16 protein-coding genes are annotated in these 22478 nt (G+C 61.3%); 9 read left to right on the forward strand and 7 right to left on the reverse strand.

Translation table 11 applies throughout. The features are described 5' to 3' along the window. Positions 1-111: 111 nt before the first annotated feature. Complete coding sequence (locus R3E82_08810) at positions 112-309, reverse strand: hypothetical protein (GenBank protein MEZ5550972.1); 198 nt, start codon at positions 307-309, stop codon at positions 112-114. A gap of 195 nt (positions 310-504) precedes the next feature. Between R3E82_08810 and R3E82_08815 the strand changes: the two genes are divergently transcribed. The 5 genes from R3E82_08815 to R3E82_08835 all read left to right on the forward strand — a co-directional run bounded on the left by R3E82_08815 (position 505) and on the right by R3E82_08835 (position 8741). Next, positions 505-2415: a 2-oxoacid:acceptor oxidoreductase subunit alpha gene (locus R3E82_08815; protein ID MEZ5550973.1), complete on the forward strand. Its 1911-nt coding sequence runs from the start codon at positions 505-507 to the stop codon at positions 2413-2415. After that, on the forward strand, positions 2412-3419 hold the full coding sequence (locus tag R3E82_08820; protein ID MEZ5550974.1) for a 2-oxoacid:ferredoxin oxidoreductase subunit beta: 1008 nt from the start codon (positions 2412-2414) through the stop codon (positions 3417-3419). The genes R3E82_08815 and R3E82_08820 overlap by 4 nt, the downstream gene beginning before the upstream one ends. Before the next feature lie 184 nt (positions 3420-3603). Next, entirely contained in the window at positions 3604-4350 is a 747-nt protein-coding gene (locus R3E82_08825; protein MEZ5550975.1) for a GntR family transcriptional regulator, read from the forward strand. Next, positions 4347-5504 (forward strand): efflux RND transporter periplasmic adaptor subunit, encoded by a 1158-nt coding sequence (locus R3E82_08830; GenBank protein MEZ5550976.1) that lies wholly within the window; start codon positions 4347-4349, stop codon positions 5502-5504. Before R3E82_08825 ends, R3E82_08830 begins: the two co-directional genes overlap by 4 nt. A 24-nt stretch (positions 5505-5528) precedes the next feature. Further along, positions 5529-8741 carry an efflux RND transporter permease subunit gene (locus R3E82_08835; GenBank protein MEZ5550977.1) on the forward strand — a complete coding sequence of 1071 codons (3213 nt, stop codon included), beginning with the start codon at positions 5529-5531 and terminating at the stop codon, positions 8739-8741. 6 nt (positions 8742-8747) lie between these two features. Here the strand turns inward: R3E82_08835 and R3E82_08840 are convergent, their stop codons facing one another. Next, the gene (locus tag R3E82_08840) at positions 8748-9179 is read right to left on the reverse strand and encodes a hypothetical protein (GenBank protein MEZ5550978.1); all 432 of its coding nucleotides are present in this window, start codon (positions 9177-9179) and stop codon (positions 8748-8750) included. Between the two features lie 257 nt (positions 9180-9436). Between R3E82_08840 and R3E82_08845 the strand changes: the two genes are divergently transcribed. The 3 genes from R3E82_08845 to R3E82_08855 all read left to right on the forward strand — a co-directional run bounded on the left by R3E82_08845 (position 9437) and on the right by R3E82_08855 (position 12023). Next, the gene (locus tag R3E82_08845) at positions 9437-9787 is read left to right on the forward strand and encodes a hypothetical protein (GenBank protein MEZ5550979.1); all 351 of its coding nucleotides are present in this window, start codon (positions 9437-9439) and stop codon (positions 9785-9787) included. 147 nt (positions 9788-9934) lie between these two features. Continuing rightward, the gene (locus R3E82_08850; GenBank protein MEZ5550980.1) at positions 9935-11185 is read left to right on the forward strand and encodes an acyl-CoA dehydrogenase family protein; all 1251 of its coding nucleotides are present in this window, start codon (positions 9935-9937) and stop codon (positions 11183-11185) included. A 67-nt stretch (positions 11186-11252) separates the two neighbouring features. Further along, the gene (locus R3E82_08855) at positions 11253-12023 is read left to right on the forward strand and encodes an enoyl-CoA hydratase-related protein (protein MEZ5550981.1); all 771 of its coding nucleotides are present in this window, start codon (positions 11253-11255) and stop codon (positions 12021-12023) included. A gap of 34 nt (positions 12024-12057) precedes the next feature. Here the strand turns inward: R3E82_08855 and R3E82_08860 are convergent, their stop codons facing one another. From R3E82_08860 to R3E82_08880, 5 genes are all read right to left on the reverse strand, one after another. Next, positions 12058-12909 carry a class I SAM-dependent methyltransferase gene (locus R3E82_08860; GenBank protein ID MEZ5550982.1) on the reverse strand — a complete coding sequence of 284 codons (852 nt, stop codon included), beginning with the start codon at positions 12907-12909 and terminating at the stop codon, positions 12058-12060. 68 nt (positions 12910-12977) lie between these two features. Continuing rightward, positions 12978-14972 (reverse strand): biotin carboxylase N-terminal domain-containing protein, encoded by a 1995-nt coding sequence (locus tag R3E82_08865; protein MEZ5550983.1) that lies wholly within the window; start codon positions 14970-14972, stop codon positions 12978-12980. Continuing rightward, positions 14960-16591, reverse strand: a complete 1632-nt coding sequence (locus tag R3E82_08870; GenBank protein ID MEZ5550984.1) for a carboxyl transferase domain-containing protein — start codon at positions 16589-16591, stop codon at positions 14960-14962. The genes R3E82_08865 and R3E82_08870 overlap by 13 nt, the downstream gene beginning before the upstream one ends. Before the next feature lie 97 nt (positions 16592-16688). Then, complete coding sequence (locus R3E82_08875) at positions 16689-17795, reverse strand: hypothetical protein (GenBank protein ID MEZ5550985.1); 1107 nt, start codon at positions 17793-17795, stop codon at positions 16689-16691. A 50-nt stretch (positions 17796-17845) separates the two neighbouring features. After that, positions 17846-21241: a carboxyl transferase domain-containing protein gene (locus R3E82_08880; protein ID MEZ5550986.1), complete on the reverse strand. Its 3396-nt coding sequence runs from the start codon at positions 21239-21241 to the stop codon at positions 17846-17848. A gap of 184 nt (positions 21242-21425) precedes the next feature. Here R3E82_08880 and R3E82_08885 point away from each other — a divergent pair, with 184 nt between their 5' ends. Beyond that, the gene (locus R3E82_08885; GenBank protein MEZ5550987.1) at positions 21426-22445 is read left to right on the forward strand and encodes an amidohydrolase family protein; all 1020 of its coding nucleotides are present in this window, start codon (positions 21426-21428) and stop codon (positions 22443-22445) included. Positions 22446-22478: the final 33 nt, after the last annotated feature.

Raw genomic sequence — 22478 nt, forward strand, 5'->3', positions numbered from 1 at the left:
TGTCCGCGTCTGGTGATTGGAACCGGCCATTGTAGAGCGTCGAAGGGTCCGGGTCAGGGTCCCCTGCTGACAGGGGCTGTCAGCAGACGGTTTTTCTCTGCCGCAGGCGCATTACTCCGCCGCGGCGGCCGGGGCTTCCTCAGCCGCGGCCGGGGCCTTGGCTTTCGGGGCTTCGATGAGCTTGTTGGCCAGCAGGATGGCGGTTTTGGCATCGCCGTTGATGAAGCGGCGATCGGCGCCTTTCACGGCGAAACGCTCATTGCGCTTTTTGTAGATGGTGTACTCGTCGGTTTTTGCTACGACTTTCACTTTGCTTTCCTATGCGGTTTTTCCAAAATATTCAGCCAGTTACGGCATTCCCACAGACACGCTCGAGTGCTCCGGGACACCCGGCGGCGCGCACTCTACCACAGCTCAGCCATCAGGGTTATTCCGTCACGGCCACTCCCAATTCCAGTTTGATTGCGTAAAATGCGCGCCCGTACATCCCCCACCGAGACTGCCATGCCGGCTAAGAATTTCCCCAGTAAAAAGAGCTACGTAGTGCGTTTCGCCGGTGACTCCGGGGATGGCATTCAGCTGCAGGGCCACCAGTTCACGGTTGCATCCGCCATCGGCGGCCACGATCTCTCCACACTGCCGGACTTTCCGGCGGAGATCCGGGCGCCGACCGGCACCCGCTTCGGTGTCTCAGCCTTTCAGATCCAGTTCGGCGGACGCAGGATCACCACACCGGGAGACGAGCCGGATGTGCTGATCGCCTTCAACCCCGCGGCACTGGTAGTGAACATTTCCCGGCTCGCGGACGGTGCCACCATTCTGGTCGATGAAAACGCCTTCACCGAGCAGCGCCTCAAGCGCGCCGATCTCGACAGCAACCCGCTGGAAGACGGCAGTCTGCGCAGATTCAATGTGATTCCGGTACCCATCAGCGAACTCACCATCGAGGCGGTCAAGCCCTTCGGTCTCGGCACCAAAGATTCTCTGCGCTGCAAGAACTTCTGGGCCCTGGGTCTGATGATGTGGCTTTTCGATCAGCCGCGTGCCTCCACTCAGCAGTGGATCAGCATCCGCTTTGCCGCCGACGAAGCTCTGCGCGATGCCAACCTCGCCGCGCTCAATGCGGGCCACGCTTACGGCGAGACCATGGAGCTAACCCACGGCCTCACTCAGCATTCCGCCCCGGAAGCTCCGCTGGCCGCCGCGGAATTCCGCACCCTGACCGGTGCAGAGGCCCTCGCACTCGGACTGCTCGCCGCAGGTGAACTCGCCGACATCGGTCTGATGTTCTGCTCCTACCCCATTACGCCTGCGTCTTCGGTGCTGCATCAGCTCGCCGGACTCGAAGATGCCGGAGTCAGTACCTTTCAGGCCGAGGACGAGATCGCCGCAATCTGCTCCGCCATTGGCGCCTCTTATGCGGGCAAACTCGGCATCACTTCGAGCTCCGGTCCCGGCATTGCCCTGAAAACCGAGGCCATGGGTCTGGCGGTTGCCACCGAACTGCCACTGGTGATCATCAACTCCCAGCGGGCGGGTCCCTCTACCGGCATGCCGACCAAAACCGAGCAGTCCGACCTCTATCAGGCAGTCTACGGCCGCAACGGGGACACCCCGATTCCGGTGCTCGCCGCACGCTCACCTTCGGATTGCTTCGATACGGCCATCGAAGCCGTGCGTATCGCGCTGCGCTACATGACACCCGTGATTCTGCTGACCGACGGCTACATTGCGAATGCCTCTGAGCTGTGGGCAATACCCGATATCGACGCCTACCCGAGCATCAGCCACCGCCAGCCCGGACCCGGCGAATCCGGAAATGCCTTCGAGCGGGACCCGGAAACCCTTGCCCGAGTCTGGGCAGTGCCGGGAAACCCGGGATTCGTGCACCGGGTCGGTGGCATAGAGAAAGATCTCAATACCGGCAACATCTCCTACGAGCCGGACAATCATCAGGCGATGACCGATCTGCGCACGAAAAAGGTTGCCAATATTGCCCTGGATATTCCCGAGCAGATCCTCGAGCAGGGTATCGAAGGGGGATTGGCGGTAGTCGCCTGGGGCTCCACCTACGGGACCGTCTATCAGGCGGTTGCCGAGAGTCTCGAAGAAGGTCTCGCGGTCGCCCAGATCCATCTGCGGCACATCAACCCGCTGCCGGACAATCTCGGCAGTCTGCTGGAGCGTTTCGAGACCATACTGGTACCCGAGCTGAACACCGGACAACTGGCCACGCTGCTGCGCGACCGCCTGCTCACCCGGGTCGTACAGTACAACAAGGTCACCGGCCAGCCCCTTACAGTAACCGAGGTCAAAGCCCGGATCGCCCGCCTTGCCCGGCCACCGGTCGCCGATACCGGCATCGCCTCGAACCCGATCTCCACTGCCACCCGCGTGAAAGGGACAAAAGCATGAAAGCACTGACATTCAAAGATTTCGAAACGGATCAGGAAGTGCGCTGGTGCCCGGGTTGCGGTGATTACTCGATCCTCAAAGCGGTGCAGCGGACGCTGGCAGACGCCGGTGCGAAGGCGGAAAACACAGTCTTCGTCTCCGGGATCGGCTGCTCGTCCCGCCTGCCCTACTACGTGGCCAGCTACGGATTCCATACCATTCACGGCCGCGCTCCTGCGATCGCGACCGGTGTGAAGCTCGCCAATCCCGAGCTCGATGTGTGGGTGGTGACCGGTGATGGGGATGGACTCTCGATCGGGGGCAATCATCTGCTGCATGCCCTGCGCCGCAATATCAATCTGAACATTCTGCTGTTCAACAACGAGATTTACGGGCTCACCAAGGGGCAGTCTTCGCCGACCTCCCGGCAGGGCACAACGAGCCCTTCCACACCCCATGGATCGTTCGATGCCCCGGTGAACCCCGGACTGTTTGCCCTCGGTGCAGGGGCATCCTTCATTGCCCGGGCGGTGGACATCGATCAGAAAGGCTTGCCCGGTCTGCTCAAAGCAGCCCGCAGCCATGAAGGCACTGCCTTCGTGGAGCTCCTCCAGAACTGTATCGTCTACAACAAAGACGTCTTCGACGACGTGGTCAACAAGAAGCAGGCGGCCGAAACCCAGATCCATGTGGTGCACGGTCAGCCACTGACCTACGGCAAAGACGCCAGCCGGGGATTGCGACTGAATCCCCGCAGCCTGCAACTCGAAGCGGTCACCATCGGTGAGGACGGCATCAGCGCATCCGACCTGCTGACCCATGACGAGACCAATCCCACCCTCGCCCATCTGCTGCTCGGCATGAAGGCGCCGTTCCCCACTGCGATGGGTGTGATCCATCGGGTCCAGCGACCGGCGTTCGACACCAGCTTCTGGCACAACAAGCCGACCCAGCGCCGGGCCCGGGTGGTCGACCTTCTACGTCATGGCAACATGCTTGACCGAAGAGTCGATCCCAGGGCCTGATCGCCCGCGCGCGCCGCCTGCGCGCGCTGAAATCTGAGGTTTCGATCACATTTTGTTACCGACGGTAACGAAATGCTGGACATTGCCCGTTCACTCTCTACAATGCCCCGACCAATCTGGTATGACCATTGTGGTCACGCCAGCGACTGAAGGATCAGCCAGGATCCTGACATTCAGGTGAACCATGAACGCAACCGTCAAACGCATGCCCAAACACGATGAAATCGCCGACAGCCTGACCCGGGACATCCTCCAGGGTCAGTACCGCACCGGCGAGCGCCTGCCATCCGAGCGGGATCTTGCCGCCCGATTCGCCGCCAATCGCGGCGCAGTTCGGGAAGCCATGAAGAAACTCGAACAGCTCGGCATTGCTGAAATTCAGCCCGGTGGTGCCCGGGTCACCCCCTTGAACCAGGCGAGTCTCGATGTGATCGGCTGCCTTCTGTCCCTTGGCGATGTGCCCCAGCCGGACCTGGTCGATCAGATTCTGGTGGTCATTGCGAGCCTGGTGCAGACCGCAGCGCTCAACGCAGTGCGTAAAGCGGATGACCAGGAACTGCGCGAGCTGCGCCAGCTCGTGCGACCCCTGCACGAAAGCGAACTCGATCCGGAAGCCCATATGCAGGCCCGGGTGGACATGATGCATTCCATCATGGCGGCGAGCGGCAATCTGCCCGTGCAGCTCATCGCGCACGCCCTGCTGCAGTTCATGCCGGCCATGACACCACTGGATGGGCTGGCGGAAGTGGACCGCGCTTCCCACCGCCGTCTCGCCAAGGCGCTGGATGAGGCGATGGAGCACCGGGACCTCGACCAGATCGCACGGGTCTTCAACGAACTCTCCGAGCTCAACCGCCAGCAGGCCAGAGGTGCATTCGACGCCTATCGCGCCATGCAGACGCGCTCATTCAAAGAGGTTGCCACATCATGATCCGTAAACTGCTGATACCCGTGCTGGTCGTCGTCGTTTCGATCTTCGGCGCCGTTACGCTGATGGCAACCAGTCCCGAATTGAAGCCCTCTTCGGTGGAACCCATCGCCACCGCCGTGCGGGTACGCGAGGTCATCCCGGAGTCCATTCAGCTCACCGTGCACTCCCAGGGCTCTGTGCTGCCGAGTACCGAAAGCAATCTGATACCTGAAGTCTCCGGTCGGGTGGTGTGGATGTCGCCCTCCCTCGTCAACGGCGGCTACTTTGAAGCCGGCGCCCCCCTGCTGCGTCTTGAAGACAATGACTACCGATCCGCACTCGCCCGCGCCCAGGCCAGTCTGGATCGGGCACAGGCAGAGTTCGAACATTCAAGGTTCGAATACCAGCGTCTCAAGAGTCTCGAATCCCGCCAGCTCGCCAGCCAGAGCCAGATCGAAAACCAGCTGCGTGGATTCAAGGTGCAGGAGGCCGTCCTCCAGGACGCAAAGGCCGCCTTTGCCCAGGCAAGCCGCGATCTCGCACGCACCGAGCTGAAAGCGCCATTTACCGGACTGGTGAGACAGGAATCTGTGGACATCGGTCAGTTCATCAGCCGCGGAGCAGCGATCGCCACCCTCTATGCCTCAGACGAGGTGGAAGTCCGACTGCCCATCGCCGACCGCCAGCTCGCCTATCTCAATCTGCCCGTCGGGCATCGCGGTGAGCTGCCCCTGGAGCAGCAGCCCAGGGTGGTCCTGAGTGCTGAATACGCCGGCCAGGAACTGCAATGGACCGGCCGCATCGTCCGCACCGAAGCCCAGATAGATACCGCCAGCCGGATGGTCCAGGTGGTCGCCCGTGTCACCAACGATCAGCAGACTGTACCTCTGTCCGTTGGCCTGTTTGTCAACGCTGAAATCGAAGGTCTGCTGGCAGACAACATCGTGGTACTGCCGCGCAACGTGATGCGCAACGGTGACAGAGTACTGGTGGTGGATGAAGAGAACCGCCTGCGCTATCGCGACGTGGATACCCTGCGACTGTACCGGGACGAAGTGCTCATCCAGGGTGGACTGAACCGCGGAGACCGTGTCTGCCTGTCGCCCATTCAGACCGTCATCGACGGTATGCCGGTAGAACCCCTGCCCGAAATCGACTCTGCCACAGCAGTCTGATCCGCAGGACGAAGAGGACTCTCCATGCATACCGCCATCACCTGGTTTACCAAGAATCCGGTTGCCGCGAATCTGCTGATGTTCGTGATGATGGTCGGCGGCATCATGGCGCTGTTCACTGTGCATCAGGAGGAATTCCCGAGCATGGACGTGAAGATGGTCACGATCAGCGTGCCCTATCTTGGTGCTGCCCCCGAAGAGGTCGAGCAGGGTGTCTGCATCCGGGTCGAAGAAGCACTCGATGGTGTAGAGGGCATCGAAAAGATCCAGACCAACGCCTCGGAGAACATCTGCAGCGTGATGGCCCTGCTCTACGAAGACGCGGATCAGATCGAGTCGCTCAACGAAATCAAGAGCCAGGTGGATGCAATCAATACCTTCCCGGTTGAGACCGAAAAACCCATCGTCTCCAAGGTCACGATCACCAGCGAAGTACTCCAGATCGCGCTGCACGGCAACACCAGCGAACGCACCCTGAAGGAACTCGGCAAGGAGCTGCGGGATGAAATCGTTGCCCTGGACGGTATTTCAACCGTGGAGCTCAAATACGTACGCCCTTACGAAATCTCCATCGAGATTTCTGAAGACACCCTCCGTCGCTACGGCCTGACCCTCGATCAGGTAACCCGGGTGATTCGCAGCACATCGCTGGACATGCCCGGCGGCACCCTCAAAACCGAAGGTGGCGACATTCTCCTGCGCGCCAAGGGCCAGGCCTACTGGGGTGAAGAGTTCGAAAACATCGTGGTGCTGACCCGCAACGACGGCACCCGCATCATGCTCTCCGAAATCGCCGACATCCGCGACACCTTCGAAGAAGGCGATCTCACCGCACGCTTCAACGGTAATCCTGCGGTGATCGTGAAAGTCTGGAGAGTGGGGAAGGAAGACGCCATCACCATGGCGGACGACGTGCACGCCTTCCTCAAAGGCTACGAAACCACCCTGCCGCAGGGACTGAAAATCTCGATCTGGAACAACGAAGCCGCCAATCTGCAGGCAAGACTCGACACCCTCAACGGTATGGCCCTCTCCGGCCTGGTGCTGGTGGTGATCGTGCTCGCGCTGTTCCTCAAATTCCGCATCGCCATGTGGGTGGCTGCCGGTGTGCCGATTGCCCTGCTCGGCACCCTTGCCGTGTTCCCCTACGCGGATATATCCATGAGTTCGATGACCGTGCTCGCCTTCATCCTCGTGCTGGGGATTCTGGTGGACGATGCAATCGTGGTGGGTGAGCGGGTTTACGCACACGAACAGATGGGTAAGCCGCCGGTACAGGCAGCGATCGATGGCGCCTGGGAGGTATCGATACCCGTGATCTTCGGGGTGCTCACCACCATGGCGGCCTTCCTGCCTCTGCTCCTGGCCACCGGACGCATGGCGGGCTTTTTCAGCGTCGTCGGCTGGGTGGTCGTGATCGCGCTGGTCTGCAGTATTCTCGAATCCCAGCTGATCCTGCCCTCACACCTGGCTCACCGGAAGCGGGAGAAAGCAACCCGGGGTTTCTCCGTGCGCTGGAACACAATGCAGGGCCGCCTTTCAAAATGGCTCGAAAACATCGCGGAACATCACTACCAGCCCTTGCTGCGCAAGGCAGTCGACAACCGCTATATCACCGGCGCAATCGGCCTGGGGGTGCTGATTCTGGCCCTCGCACTGATTGCCAGCGGTCGTGTGGTATTCACCTTCTTCCCCTCGATCGAAGGCGACCGGGTCTACGCCACCCTGGAAATGCCGGAAGGGGTTTCGGTGGATGTGACTACGCGCGCTGCGATGCAGCTGGAACGCGCAGCCGCTGAGATCGAAGCAGAGCTGCGGGAGATGACCGGTGCGGAAAGAGTGATCCACAACACCTTCACCAGTATCGGTCTGCTCGCCGATCGTTCTTCCGGCCCTTCGAGCATGCAGCGCCCCGGCCGCAGTCACTTCGGCGAGGTAGTGATCGAACTCGTTGCCCTGGAAGAACGGGACAATCTGAGCGCAAAAGTCGTCACCCGAATGTGGCGTGAAAAAGTCGGTGCCATTCCGGACGCGGTGAAGCTGTCTTTCTCCGCCGATTCCTTTTCAGCCGGCGAGCCCATCAACTATGAGCTCTCCCACCGCAGCGTCGACACCATTCGTGAAGCTGCTGCGGATCTGCGCGCCGAATTGAGTCGCTACGAAGGTGTTTTCGACATCACCGACTCCTTTCGCGCAGGCAAACAGGAGATCAAACTGACCCTGCTTCCCGAAGCCAGGAACCTCGGCATCACGCTGAGCGATCTGGCGACCCAGGTCCGCAGCGCCTTCTATGGCTCGGAAGCTCAGCGCATTCAGCGCGGCCAGGATGATGTGCGGGTGATGGTCCGCTACCCGGAATCCGAACGTTCCTCTATCGGCAATCTGGAAGACATGTACATCCGCACCCCTCAGGGCACCGAAGTTCCCTTCCACAGTGTGGCCCAGTTCGATCTGGGGCGCGGTTTCTCCACGATCCGCAGGGTGGAGGGACGCCGGGTGATCAATGTGATCGCCGATCTCGATCGCTCCGCGATCTCTCCCGAAGAAATCAACGCAAGCATTCAGCAGATGGTTCTGCCGAAACTCAAAGCGAAATATCCGGGTCTGAGCGTGCAACTCGCCGGTGAGCAGGAAGAACGTACCAAGTCCTTCAACGCCCTGTTTCAGGCAGCGCTGCTGTCTCTGATCGTGATCTACACCCTGCTGGCGATCCCGCTGCGCTCCTACCTGCAGCCCCTGGTGATCATGAGTGTGATTCCCTTCGGCGCGGTGGGTGCGATCGTCGGTCACTGGCTGCTGGGCTATCAGCTCATGTTCTTCTCAGCGCTGGGAATCGTGGCGCTGTCCGGTGTGGTGGTGAATGCATCCCTGGTGCTGGTGGACTACATCAATCGGCGACGTCGGGAAGGCATGGACCTGGAAGAAGCGGTGCTCAGTGCCGGGGTAGTGCGTTTTCGACCGATCCTGCTCACCAGTGTGACCACCTTCGTCGGCCTGGTGCCACTCATGTCGAGCCCCAGCCCTGCCACCAGTTTCTTCATTCCCATGGCGATCTCACTGGCGTTCGGTGTGCTGTTTGCCACGTTCATCACGCTGTTTCTGGTGCCATCGCTCTACCGGATTGCCGAGGACTTCTTCGGCTGGGATCCGGTCTCCCAGGGACTTGCGGATGTGCATACTCCACATGACCTGCATCCCGCACCTCAGCACCATGAGGAGCGCTCAAGCGCCGGCTGATCCGGATCAGAGATAGCAGCCTTCGACTGACCTGTTGCTGCCAAAGACCCGCACACCTTCTGCGTGATTGGATGCCACCGCAAAGCCTGAAGAGGTGATGGTCGCGTAGCTCCAGGTCTTCTGCAGCCAGCGCGGGGCTCCGCGATCTTCCAGGGTGTTTGATATCCAGGCATGCGCAAGTGAGGTACCCACACCCCACAGCAGTACTTCACCTGTCTCCGGCTGAGCTCCGATGAGTCGCCTGGTCAGCCAGGCATCCTCTTCATAGCAGGGATCCCGCGCAGCGGACAGAGTCTGCGCAACATCCATGACGTGCAGCGCCTGCCAGGTCAGTTCGGTTTCAGACAGTTCGAGGGACTGGCAACCGCTGAGGAAAGTGGCGAGGGGCAGAAAAATGAAGAGCAGGCGCTTTCTTAGCGGACTTTTCTTATGGGTCACGTTAAAAGGTTCTTGATCTGGGGTGCGGTCATTCTCCTTCCTCTTCAGCTGCGACTCTGTGGCGTCCTGTTCCCGAAGATGTGAGGAGATGCGCATGATCTATATCTGCTTATCTCATTGTATTAATTCAATTTTTTCTCTGGTTTCCCGGTTCAGCCGCCGTTCAGCTGGCAACGCTATAAACGTCTCCTTACAATTCGCGCGTGACGCTGAGCCGTGATCGCTGCCTCGTGAATAAAAGCCGGAGGAAGACCACCATGAAGTACCTGCTCCTCGGAACCATGGCCCTGCTGCTGTGCAGCGCCTGCGGCAACCGGCCCATCGTCGATATGAAAGGCGTTGACCGGGCGAAGTACCAGCAGGATCTCGCGGAATGCCGCACTTATGCGGATGAAGTCCAGGTCGGCAAAAAGGCAGCCGGCGGGGCTGCCGCAGGTGCTGCGGTGGGCGCTGTGCTCGGCGCGATCTGGAGTGACTCAGGGGTCGGTGAGTCGGCAGCCTCCGGTGCGGTGCTCGGTGGTGCCGGCGGAACAGCGGATGGCGTCTCGGAGCGCGATCGCGTCGTCAAGAACTGCCTGCGCAATCGCGGCTATCCCGTATTGAACTGATCAGGGCGCACGCACGCGGTGCGCCGGGCGCCCTGATGCGCCATGCCCCATTCTGCCATTTGTCCCCTGCCGGTTGAGTTGGTCTCCACAAACCGACTATGCTCGACGGCTTCAAAACACTTACACAAAAGCTTGCAAGGGGGCCCCATGGCAGAAGCAGAAGACGTCACTTCGGATCTCAACAACCTGGCGATGTCCGAAGCGGCAGTACCGCTCCTGGACGCGGTAAAGAAACACATCGCCGAGAACGTCGCCCCCATCAGCGATGAATTCTACAGCCTGGCCGAGGGGCTCGAAGACCGCTGGAGCTACCATCCGCGCCAGCTCGAACTGCTCGACGGTGCCAAGGCGAAGGCCAAAAAGAGCGGCCTGTGGAACTTTTTCCTGCCGGACGCTGAAACCGGAGAAGGTCTCAAGAACCTTGATTACGCTTACATCGCCGCGGAGCTCGGCAAGTATCCCCTGGCATCCGAAACACTGAACTGCTCCGCGCCGGATACCGGCAACATGGAAGTGCTCGAGCGGGTAGGCACACCGGAGCAGAAGGAGAAGTGGCTCAAGCCCCTGCTGGCTGGCGAGATCCGTTCCGCGTTCGGTATGACCGAGCCCGGACTGGCCTCCTCAGATGCCAAGAATATCGGCTGCAAGGCAGAACTGATCGGCGACGAGTGGGTGATCAACGGCGAGAAATACTATATCTCAGGCGCCGGAGATCCGCGCTGTAAGATCATGATCTGCATGGTAAAAACCAGCCCGGATGCACCTCCGCACCGTCAGCAGTCCCAGATTCTGGTGCCAATGGACGCCCCCGGCCTGACGATCCTCGGGCCCATGCACGTATTCGGTCACGACGACGCTCCCCATGGCCACATGCACATCAAGCTCGACAATGTGCGGGTTCCCAAGGCCAACATGCTGCTCGGCGAAGGTCGCGGCTTCGAGATCTCCCAGGTACGTCTGGGACCCGGTCGCATTCACCACTGCATGCGCTCCATCGGCCAGGCCGAACGCGCCCTCGACCTGATGATGAAGCGGGCCACCACCCGGGAAGCCTTCGGCAAGCCCCTGATCCAGCTCGGTAAGAACATCGAAGTGGTCTCCCGCGCACGCATCGAAATCGAGGCCATGCGGCTGATGGTGCTGAAAGCGGCCAAGGCCATGGACGTGCTCGGTAATCGGGAAGCCCGCATCTGGGTGCACATGGTCAAAGCCATGGTGCCGGAGCGGGTCTGCCAGATCATCGACCAGGCCATCCAGATGCATGGTGCGACCGGGGTATCCCAGTGGACGCCGCTGGCGGGTATGTATACCGGTCAGCGCACCCTGCGTATCGCCGATGGCCCGGACGAAGTGCATCACCTGGTGGTGGGACGTGCGGAGATGCGCAAGTACCAGTGATGGTTGTACAGGCGCCCTGCTGCAGAATCTGCAGCAGGGGCGTACCACAGCAGCGGAGATCCAACCCATGCCCACTACGGAAGCCACCAGGTACGACCTCCGCAAGGGGGCTGCCTGGATCACCCTGAACCGGCCGGAGCGCCGTAACGCGCTTTCCGGTCTGCTCATCGCCGAAGTCTTCGAACATCTGGCGGCGGCAAACGCCGACGATCGGGTGCGGGCGATTGTGCTCACCGGCGCCGGCTCCGGTTTCTGTTCCGGCGCGGATCTGAAGGACGAACGGGGTCTGCCGGCGAGCCGTCAGGTCTCCTACCCTGATCTGCTGACCGCCATACAGGACAGTCCGAAACCGGTCATCGCCGCCATCAATGGCCCGGCCTTTGCCGGGGGGCTGGGTCTGGTAGGTGCCGTGGATATCGCAGTGACTGTGGCGGACGCACAGTTCAGTTTCAGTGAGGTCCGCATCGGAGTGATACCGGCGGTGATCTCGGTGGTCTGCCTGCCGAAACTCGGCCGCCATCACGCGATGAAACTTTTTCTCAGCGGTGAGCGGTTCACCGGTGAACAGGCAGTCACCATGGGGCTGGTGCACCGTGCGGTCGCAGCGGGCGAACTGGAAGCCGCCGTGCAGGAAGAGATCGACATGATCCGCCTGGGCGGACCCAATGCGGTCATCGAGTGCAAGAAGCTGGTGCGGGAAGTCCCGAAACTCGACCGGGAAGCCGCTTTCGAGCTCACCGCCCCCTGGAGCGGACGGCTGTTCGCATCGGAGGAAGGCGCGGAAGGCATGGCGGCATTCCGTGAGAAGCGCAAGGCAGCCTGGGTCAGCGACGACTGAACCCCCTCAGCGGCTCTGCGCGCTGTCCGGAGGCTCAGGCGCGGACGGACACGATCATCACATTGATATCGCCGTGGACGGGCCAGCGCTGGCGCGCCTGCCGATACGCCCGCCAGGCGCGCACACTCCAGCCGGGGCGCGTGAGCAGCCTGCGCAACGGCGGCCGCACATGATTCACATCGAGCAGCTCCAGAGTCGAAAAACCGGCGCGCAGAACCGTTTGTCTGAGGCTGTCGGGAGTGAAATAGAAGTGGTGATCCAGAAGATAGAGGCCCCACTGATCCCCCTCGAGAACTCTGCGCCAGTTGTGGTAGTTGCCGGTCTCCATAATGAGCACACCGTCTGACTGCAGGTGCGCGCGCAGATCGGTGAGCAGGGCAATGGGGTCCCGGAGATGTTCGACCACATCCCACAGGGTGATGACATCGAACAATCCATCGGGAATTGATGCTTCCAAGTCTACAGAGTAGTACTCGCGCGCCCTTGCAACCGCACTTTCGCTGCGCTCCACACCCGTGGCCCGCCAGCCATGGTCAAGACAGGCACGCACGAAGGCGCCGGAGCCGGCGCCGAAATCCAGCAGCCGTCCCCGCCGGGGATGCACCGCTTCGACATGAAGCAGCTTGCGTCGCGCCGAGCGTCTTTTTTTCGGTGTATCCGTGACATAGCCGCCATCCGACGACCAGCGCCAGTTCATGTAGGCCTGCGAGGCTTCGTCGGTCGGGCGCGGGGTCTGGTAGGCGAGCGCGCACTCAGTGCACTCGGCAACCGAAGTCTGCATACCGAACCCCGCCGGAATCCGGCGGGGCGCAATATCGCGACCGCAGAGCGGGCAGGCAATCGGCGCCATTCGCGGATACCGGACGCCTTCGATGACATCCACCATGCTGGACTGACTGTGTGGCAGAACGCCTCCTGGCTTTCGCTTGAGTCCCTTCGGCCTGCCTGGTGTGCTCAGCCTGCTTCTTCCACAATCACCAGCAGCTGACCGTTGGCCACCTGTTCCCCTTCGCCAACCTGTACCTCCAGCACAGTGCCGTCGACGGGCGAATTGATCCGATGTTCCATCTTCATGGCTTCGAGGATCAGCAGCAGCTCGCCCTTGCGTACCTGATCACCCGCCTTCACCGCGGCAGACAGCACCTTACCCGGCATGGGAGCAGTGAGTCCGCCGGTAAATTCCCCCGCACCAGGCAGCGTAAAACGGGGCGCCTCGTCGAGTGTCAGATCACCGCGTGCGGTGTGCACAAACCAGCGCAGACCTGCCGCTGTAAGGCGGGCGTTGATCCGACGACCGGCGACCTCCATGTCCACCTCACCACCGCCCGCTGCATACACCCGCACGGGATAGCGGATGTCGCCCTGGGTCTCCGCGAAGCTGACGGTGAAGATACCGTCCCGGCCTCGGGCGTAGTACACCATCAGTGTTTCTTCACCTTGAACGAAGGCCACCCGCTGGGGTGGCATGAAGGAATTGCGCCAGCCGGAGGCCAGGGATTTCAGCACCTTCGCAGCCGCCCGCCGTCTCGCCTGGGATTCGATGATGACGGCGATCATCCCTTCGTGCAGTTCTTCTGTCTCGATGCGGCGCCGGGGTTCCGGGTTCACCCGCTCAATAAAATCCGTGGTGGTATCCCCGCGCAGAAACTCCGGCGTGCGCAGTGTCGCCACCAGGAAATCCCGATTGGTGGTAAGCCCCTGAATTCGGGTGCCGGCCAGCACCTTGGCAAGTCGCGCCGCGGCCTCATGTCGGGTGGGTGCATGCACGATCACTTTGGCGAGCATGGGATCAAACTCGGTGCCGACTTCGGTGCCGGTCTCGATACCCGAATCGAAGCGTGCTCGAGGCGTGGCGGGCGGCTCCCACACCGAAACTTTCCCCGGTGAGGGCAGAAACCGGTTGGCCGGGTCTTCCGCGTAGAGTCGCGCCTCAATGGCATGACCGGTGATGGTGAGTGCGGACTGGTCGTAGCCCAGCGGCTCCCCTTCCGCGATCCGGATCTGCTCCCGCACGAGATCAAGTCCGGTAATCGCTTCTGTTACCGGATGCTCAACCTGAAGTCGTGTGTTCACTTCGAGGAACCAGAAATCATCACCGTCCACCAGAAACTCAACCGTACCCGCAGAGGCATAGCCGATGGTCCGGCCCGCAGCGACTGCAGCGTCGCCCATCCGTGCTCTCAGATCATCTGTCAGCACCGGCGACGGCGCTTCTTCAATGACCTTCTGGTGACGCCGCTGAATTGAGCACTCGCGTTCGAAGCAGTGCACCAGATTGCCGTGCAGGTCCCCGAGAATCTGGATTTCCACATGGCGGCAGGCGGGCAGCCAGCGCTCCATGAACAGTGTGTCGTCACCGAATGCCGAGCCCGCTTCACGCCGGGCACCCTCCACCGCTGCTTGCAGATCTTCCGCACGTTCCACCACCCGCATGCCACGTCCGCCGCCTCCCGCAGAAGCTTTCACAAGCAGGGGATACCCCACCTGCTCCGCGGCTGAAGCGAGACTCTCACCGGCTGCCAGTTCCACTGCAGGCAGAGTCGGCACTGCAGCTTCCTGCATCAGACGTTTGGCGGAGAGTTTGTCTCCCATAGCGGCGATCGCGGCGGGTGGCGGGCCAACCCAGATCATGCCGGCCGCCGTTACCGCCTGCGCGAACTCGGTGTTCTCGGACAGAAATCCATAGCCCGGATGCACAGCGTCTGCGCCAGTACGGCGACAGGCGTCGAGAATCTTGTTGCTGTCGAGATAGGTCTCCCGTGAGGTACGGCCACCCAGAGCGATGGCCACATCCGCTTCCTTGACAAAGGGTGCATGGGCGTCTGAATCCGCATAGACGGCAACGGTACCGATCCCCATCTCCCGCGCGGTGCGCATGATCCGACGCGCAATTTCACCTCTGTTGGCGATCAGCAGACGGGTGATTGGTCTGAAACTTACATCCGCCATGTGCCGAACTCCTTGGTGCCTTTTACCGTACCGCTGTGGCAGGCGGACAGCGCGAAACCGATGGCTGTGCGGGTATCCCGGGGATCGATCATGCCGTCATCGGATACCCGGGAGGTCGCAAAGAGCCCCTTTGAACGCTCTTCCGCCCAGTGCTCGGCAATTTCGGCACGCCGCGCATCCGCCTCCTCATCAAACTCGATCCCGCGGCGCGCCGCGGCACCACGTCCGACGATGCTCATCACCCCTGCCATCTGTTTGGGACCCATCACAGCAATCTTTGCCGTGGGCCAGATGAAGGTGAATCGGGTGCCGAAGGCCCGGCCGCTCATACCGTAGTTCCCCGCACCATAGGACGCCCCGACGATCACGGTGATGTGTGGCACGGTAGAGTTGGATACCGCATTGATCATCTTCGAGCCGTTTTTGGTAATGCCGCGCTGTTCGAAGTCGGTTCCCACGATGTATCCGGTGATGTTGTGAAGAAACAGCAGCGGTACATCGATCTGATTACAGAGCTGGATGAACTGGGCGGCCTTTTCGGAAGACTCTGAAAACAGCGCCCCGTTGTTCCCCAGAATGCCTACCGGGAATCCATGCACGGACGCCCAGCCGCACACCAGCGTGGGGCCGTACAGGGGTTTGAATTCTTCAAATCGGGATCCGTCCACGATCCGTGAGATGACCTCCCGGATATCAAACGGCTGTTTCAGATCTTTTGAGACAAGACCCAGCAGGCCTTCGGGATCGTGCACCGGTTCATCAACCGGCAGGGAGGGGCCGGGACCGAGCTTGCGCCAGTTCAGGTGCGACATCACCTCACGCAACAAGCGGATGCCATCGAGTTCGTTTTCAGCCAGATAGTCGCCGAGTCCGGATACCGTGCAGTGCATGTCCGCACCACCCAGACTTTCCTCGTCGGCGTCCTCGCCGGTCGCCATTTTCACCAGCGGCGGGCCGCCGAGAAAAACCTTGGATTGTTTCCGGATAAGAATGTTGTAGTCGCTCATCCCCGGCTGGTAGGCGCCACCCGCGGTTGATGCACCAAAGACCAGCGAGATGGTGGGGATACGCAGCTTGCTGAGTTCGGTAATCTCGTAAAACAGACGCCCGGACTCGGCAAAGTGGCCTACCTCGCGCTGAATGGCCGCTTCCGGATCGCCTCCGTCCTCACCACGCAGGTCGGCGCCTGCAGACTCGACGAACTGCACATAGGGCAGGCGATTTTCCCGGGCGATCTCCAGGCCGCGCATGAGTTTCTTCGAATTAAAGGCGTTGAATGCTCCGGCACGAACGGAAGGATCGTGGCCGAGAATCACACATTCCGTATCTGCGATCACACCGATGCCGAGCACGAAACCCGAGCCGACCGCGAAGGGTGAGCGCCAGGCGGCAATCGGGCTGATTTCAAGAAAGGGCGTGTCCGGGTCCAGTGCCCAGGCGACCCGCTCGCGGATCGGCATCTTGCCGCGGGAACGCAGGCGCGCCACGGCTTCTTCACCGCCACCCCGCGCCGCTTCTTCCTGAAGATCTTCCAGCACGCTGATCATTTCCAGCATGTCGGCGCGATTACGTTGATAAGCCTCGCTTCTCATGTCGAGGCCGGAATTCAGTACCGGCATGCGCACATCCCCTTCATTGCTCTACCTTCTTTATACCTGACCGCTTTTGAGCCGTTGCCCGTTACCCTGTGTGTCGGACTTGCGGATTGTGATGACCCTAACCCTGTAATTCACTCAGGGGATCCCCTTCCCCCCAGGGAGCAATCTGTCCGGCATACACAGCCGCACCCTTGCGGAAGTGGGCCGCTTCTTCGAGGGTTTCGACAAAGGGCATGTCCTTCGGGTACAGAGCCGTGCCGCGGGGGCGCGGGCCGGATTTAGAAACATGCCCCCACAATGGATGCCCGACCACCTCTTCCGCGACTGCTGCTGCTTCGATGAGTTTACCGAGGTCGTAGCCTGTCTCTATCCCCATTTCATGGCACAGATCGACCAGATCTTCCGTGGGTACCTGACCGGCAGCGCGACCGTTGCCGCAGTAAGGACAGCCACCCATACCACCGATGCAGGTATCGAACTCCCGCACGCCGAGATTGAGGGCTTCGTAGTAGCTGGTGAGGGTCTGACCACGCTGGTTGTGCAGATGCATGTGGAAATCCGTGATTTCCGGCCAGCGTTCACGAATCGCCACAAGCGTCTCTTTCACCTGATGCGGCAGGTTCCAGCCCATCGCCTCCACAAAGGACAGGCGTTGCACTTCGAAACCTGAGTCATGCCAGCGATCGATCATCAGCTCAAGCAGCGTCATACGCTGCTCGAGAGAAAAAGGTCCTTCAAAATTGGAGCCGAAAGGATTACCGATAGCCACTGCCCCCTGCACCGGATCCGTACCCGCATCGGCTGCTTCACAGGCGGCGGCGATTGTGGCATCCATCGCGGCTATCTGTTGTGCCTGGGAGCGATTGTAATTGCGCCTCGCAAAGGTGTCGCAGAGCTCCACGTGCGTGCCGAAACGTTTTCTGCGCACATTGATCTTCGGATAAAAGCGATCGGCGCGTTCGAAGCCTTTGCGATTGAACACCGCTGCCGTGTAGAGGATACCCGGCTTCGGCACAAAGCGCTCGGCGATCTCCTCGATACAGGCCATCTGCGGCGTCCACTTCGGATGCGCGAAAGATCCAATGGAAATAACCCTGGCACCCGTATCCCCCAGCGCATCCAGCAGGCGCAGTTTCGTCTCAACACTGATATCGGCGCGCTCGATCTGCAGACCTTCACGCATAGAGTCGTCGGTGATCACCACGGATGTCGGCAGTGTGCTCATGTTTCCCCTTTCGTTCCTTAGCTCCGCTTAGATTCCTTCTGCAACCTGGCCTACCAGGTATCCACGTTGGGCCGCTTCTTGTGTTCCCGGGGCACCCTGGGTGGCAGGGACTTCAGCGCGCCGGAAATCCAATGCCGGCTCTGGGCCGGATCGATCACGTCATCGAGTTCGAAGTGTGATGCCATGTTGACCGCTTTGCCGCGCCGGTAACTGTCCGCCACCATCTTTTCGTATGTCGCCAGCCGCTCCGCCGGATCCTCGATCGCCTGAAGTTCCTTGCGGAAGCCCAGTTTCACCGCACCCTCGAGACCCATGCCGCCAAATTCCCCCGTCGGCCAGGTGACCGTGAACATCGGCGCTTTGAAACTGCCTCCCGCCATGGCCTGGGCACCGAGACCGTAGGACTTGCGGATAATGATGGTCATCAGCGGAACATCGATGTTGGCACCCACCACAAACATGCGACCGGCGTGCCGCACCAGGGCCGTCTTCTCAATTTCCGGTCCCACCATGATGCCCGGACAGTCGACGAGAGACAGGATCGGAATATCGAAGGCGTCGCACAGCTGCATGAAGCGCGCACCTTTGTCTGCACCCGGTGCATCGATTGCGCCGGAAAGGTGGCCGGGATTGTTGGCAATGACACCCACGGGACGCCCTTCCACCCGGATGAAGGCAGTGATGATGCCGATACCCCAGGTCGGCCGGATTTCGAGCACCGAGCCGACATCGGCGATACCTTCCACCACCGCCCGCATGTCGTAATAACGGAGACGGTTTTCCGGCACGATGAATCTGAGTTCGCGTGGATCGGGTGCCTCCCAGTGCTCTGTCGCACCCTGAAAATACGACAGGTATTGACGGGCGACAGCCACCGCCTCCGCTTCATCCTTTACCGCGATATCCACGACCCCGTTAGGTACCTGCACGTCCATCGGGCCGACTTCTTCGGGTTTGAAAATGCCCAGGCCTCCGCCTTCGATCATTGCAGGCCCGCCGATGCCGATGTTCGAGCCTTCGGTGGCGATGATCACATCGCAGCAGGCGAGCAGCACAGCGTTACCCGCGAAGCAGCGACCATTGGTGATACCGATTATCGGCACCAGTCCCGACAGCTGCGCGAAGTAGGTGAACGCGAGACAATCCAGCCCCGCCACACCCGAGCCATCCGTATCGCCGGGTCGACCCCCGCCGCCCTCGGCGAACAGCACCGTGGGCAGTCGATACTTCTCGGCAAGCTCGAACATGCGGTCTTTCTTGGCATGATTGAGCATGCCCTGGGTACCCGCGAGCACCATGTAATCGTAAGAGACGATCATCGCCCGGGATCTGTCTTCGCCAAACTGATCGCCATTGATGTGACCGATACCGCACACCATGCCGTCTCCGGTGGTATTGCGAATCAGATCTTCCATGCTGCGACGCCGGCGCTGGCCTGCCACCACTACCGATCCATATTCGATAAAGGAACCGGGGTCGCACAGATCCGCAACGTTTTCACGGGCCGTACGGTGTCCGCGACCGTGACGCTTGGCGACCGCTGCCGGACGGTTCTCATCCAGGCCCGCACCCTGACGGTCGAACACCTCCTGCAGATCGGGCCGTATGTGGTCGAGGTCCACCTCGGCCAGGGTACCTTCTGCGCCGGCATCAACATCACCGAGTTCGATGACCAGCAGGGTGTGACCTTCGTAAACCGTGTCTCCCGCCTGGGCCCCTGTACGCACCACCACGCCGCTCGCGCTCGCGCGCACTTCGTGTTCCATCTTCATGGCTTCCATGATCGCGAGCGTCCGGCCAGCCCAGACCGGATCGCCCGGGCTGACTTCGACGCTGACCAGGGTGCCCTGCATGGGTGCCTGAACGGCCAGATGCCCTTCCGCCACGCTCTCTTCGACCAGCGCAAGTGCTGCGCTCTGTTCAGAAACCGCCACCGCTGCTCCGCGCCCATGATCGAGCACGGCCAGCGGGTCGGCACTGGCCAGACGGGTTCCGGCCAGTGCTCGACCGCCGGTTGCACCTGCGGCCTTCGCCGTCTGCGGCTCCTGCCCTGCATACCGGCGTGGATGGTCAGCCCCGTCGAGCAGTGCGGCGAGATGCTCATCAATAAAGCCCGTATCGATCCGCTGGGCGGCAAACCGTTCATGACGCAGCACGCTCTTTAAGAAATCCAGATTGGTCGCCACCCCTTCGATGCGGAATTCGCACAGTGCCCGGTAGGTGCGCTGCACCGCCTCGGCAAAGCCCGGGGCGGGACTGTGCACGATGACCTTGGCCAGCAGCGAATCGAAGGCAGGATTGGTCCGGTAGCCCGTGTAGCCGTAAGTGTCCGTCCGTATCCCGGGACCGGTGGGCACATCGAAGGCGGCAAGTTTGCCACCCGCAGGCCGCGCCGTGCCATCTGCGGCCATGGTCTCCATATTGATCCGGCACTGAATGGCAAAGCCTCTGGGCGCAGGCACATCGGCCTGCAGCAGGCCAAGATCGGACAGAGATTTTCCTGCCGCGATTTCGAGCTGAGCACGCACCAGATCGACCCCGAGCACCTCTTCGGTGATCGTATGTTCCACCTGCAGCCGCGCGTTGCCTTCTATGAAACAGAAGCGCTCACCGGCGAGCAGAAACTCCATGGTTCCCAGACTTCTGTAGTCGCTGGCAGCCGCCAGCGCCACCGCAGCGGCCGCGATCTGTTCCCGCACCGGCGCGGTCAGGCCCGGACTCGGTGCGATCTCTATCAGCTTCTGATGGCGCCGTTGAATGCTGCATTCCCGCTCACCGAGATGACTGACTGCGCCTCTACCATCACCGATAATCTGCACCTCGATGTGTCGCGCCCGGGGCAGAAACTCTTCCACATAAACTTGGGCATTCCCGAACGCAGCCCCAGCCTCGGACGATGCACGGGCGAAGGCCTCTGTAATTTCCGCCGCCTGATTCACCAGTCGCATCCCGCGGCCACCGCCACCCGCCAGGGCTTTGATGAGCATGGCGCGGCCCTGATCCAGAGAGGCAAAGAACTGCTGCGCGCCTGCCACGTCCACCGCCCCGTCACTGCCGGCGAGTACGGGCACCCCACAGCGGCTGGCCAGCGCTCTGGCACTGACTTTGTCGCCAAAGCACTTGAGGGTTCCGGTAGCCGGACCTACGAAAGTGATACCCGCCGCCTCGAGTGCGTCGGCAAAGTCCGGATTCTCACTGAGAAAGCCGTAGCCGGGATGCACCGCATCCGCGCCCACGCGCTGCGCAATCTGAACCAGCTGGGGGATGTCGAGATAGGCGCGGGCACCACGACCTTTCAGCGCCACCACCTCGTCTGTCTTTGCGATATGCGCGGAGTCCGCATCGTCTTCGGAGTACATAGCGATGGAAGTCAGTCCCATAGCGCTCGCCGCCCGCGCAATACGAATGGCGATCTCTCCGCGATTGGCAATCAGTAGTCGTTTCATCGAGGCTGTGTCTTCCCGGGTTGTCTGTCGATTCCATTATCAGCACGGATGATGCCTTATCGGTCAGGCACACGGAACCGATGGGCCTCAGCCGAGCAGGCGGGTGTATGATCCTGGCCCATCCAGGAAACCTGCGAACCCCCAGGTCTCCGCTTCCTGATCTGATCAGACGAGGAATCTGCTGATGGCTAATCCCGTACCCGGCAGCCTGGAATGGCTGGCACAGGTTGAAGAGGAAATTCTGGACCCGGAGCGTGAGATCGTCGATCCGCACCATCATCTCTGGCGGAGGGAAGGCTTCGACTACCTGCTCAGCGATCTCTGGGCGGATACCGGGTCGGGTCACCGGATCACCGCGACGGTGTTTGTCGAATGCCGGGCGGAGTACCGTACCTCAGGTCCGGAGCAGCTCCGTTGCGTCGGTGAAACAGAGTTCGTGGCCGCCGTCGCCGCAGAGAGTCGCGCCCGCAACGACGGCAATCAGGCGGTAATCTCCGCCATCGTTGCTCACGCCGACCTCACCGCACCCGATCAGCTCGATGCAGTACTCGCCGCCCACAAAGCAGCGGGCAAGGGTCTGTTCCGCGGCATCCGCCACGCCGGAGCCCGGGATCCGCACCCTGAAGCCCTGACCATTCCCGGACGCGCGCCGGAAGGACTCTATGGCCGCACGGACTTCCGCCGCGGGCTTACCCGTCTGGGGGAACTCGGTTATTCCTACGACACCTGGCACTACCATCATCAGAACGCCGCCTTTGCCGAGCTCGCCCGGGCCGTGCCGGGCACCACCATGGTGCTCGACCACTTCGGTACCCCACTGGGTGTCGGGCCCTATGCGGAACATCGCCAGGACATCTTCGAAAAATGGAAGAAGGACATCACCGCAATCGCGGCCTGTCCGAACGTGGTGGCCAAACTCGGCGGGCTGGCGATGCCGGACAACGGCTTCGGCTGGGACAGGCGGACGACTCCAGCCGGTTCGGACGAACTGGTTGCCGCCCAGAGCGCCTACTATCTGCACACCATCGACGCCTTCGGGCCGGAGCGCTGCATGTTCGAGAGCAACTTCCCGGTGGACAAGCGCTCGGTGTCCTATGCCGTGTACTGGAATGCCATGAAGAAGCTCGCGGCAGGCTTCTCTGAGACCGAGCAGCAGGCGCTGTTTGCGGGCACCGCGAGGCGGATCTATCGCCTTCCTGCCTGATTGATGTGACCTGCGGGTGCCCCGGTAGGTCTT

It is taken from the genome of Pseudomonadales bacterium (assembly GCA_041395945.1).
In the GTDB taxonomy this organism is placed as follows: Bacteria; Pseudomonadota; Gammaproteobacteria; order Pseudomonadales; family Azotimanducaceae; genus SZUA-309.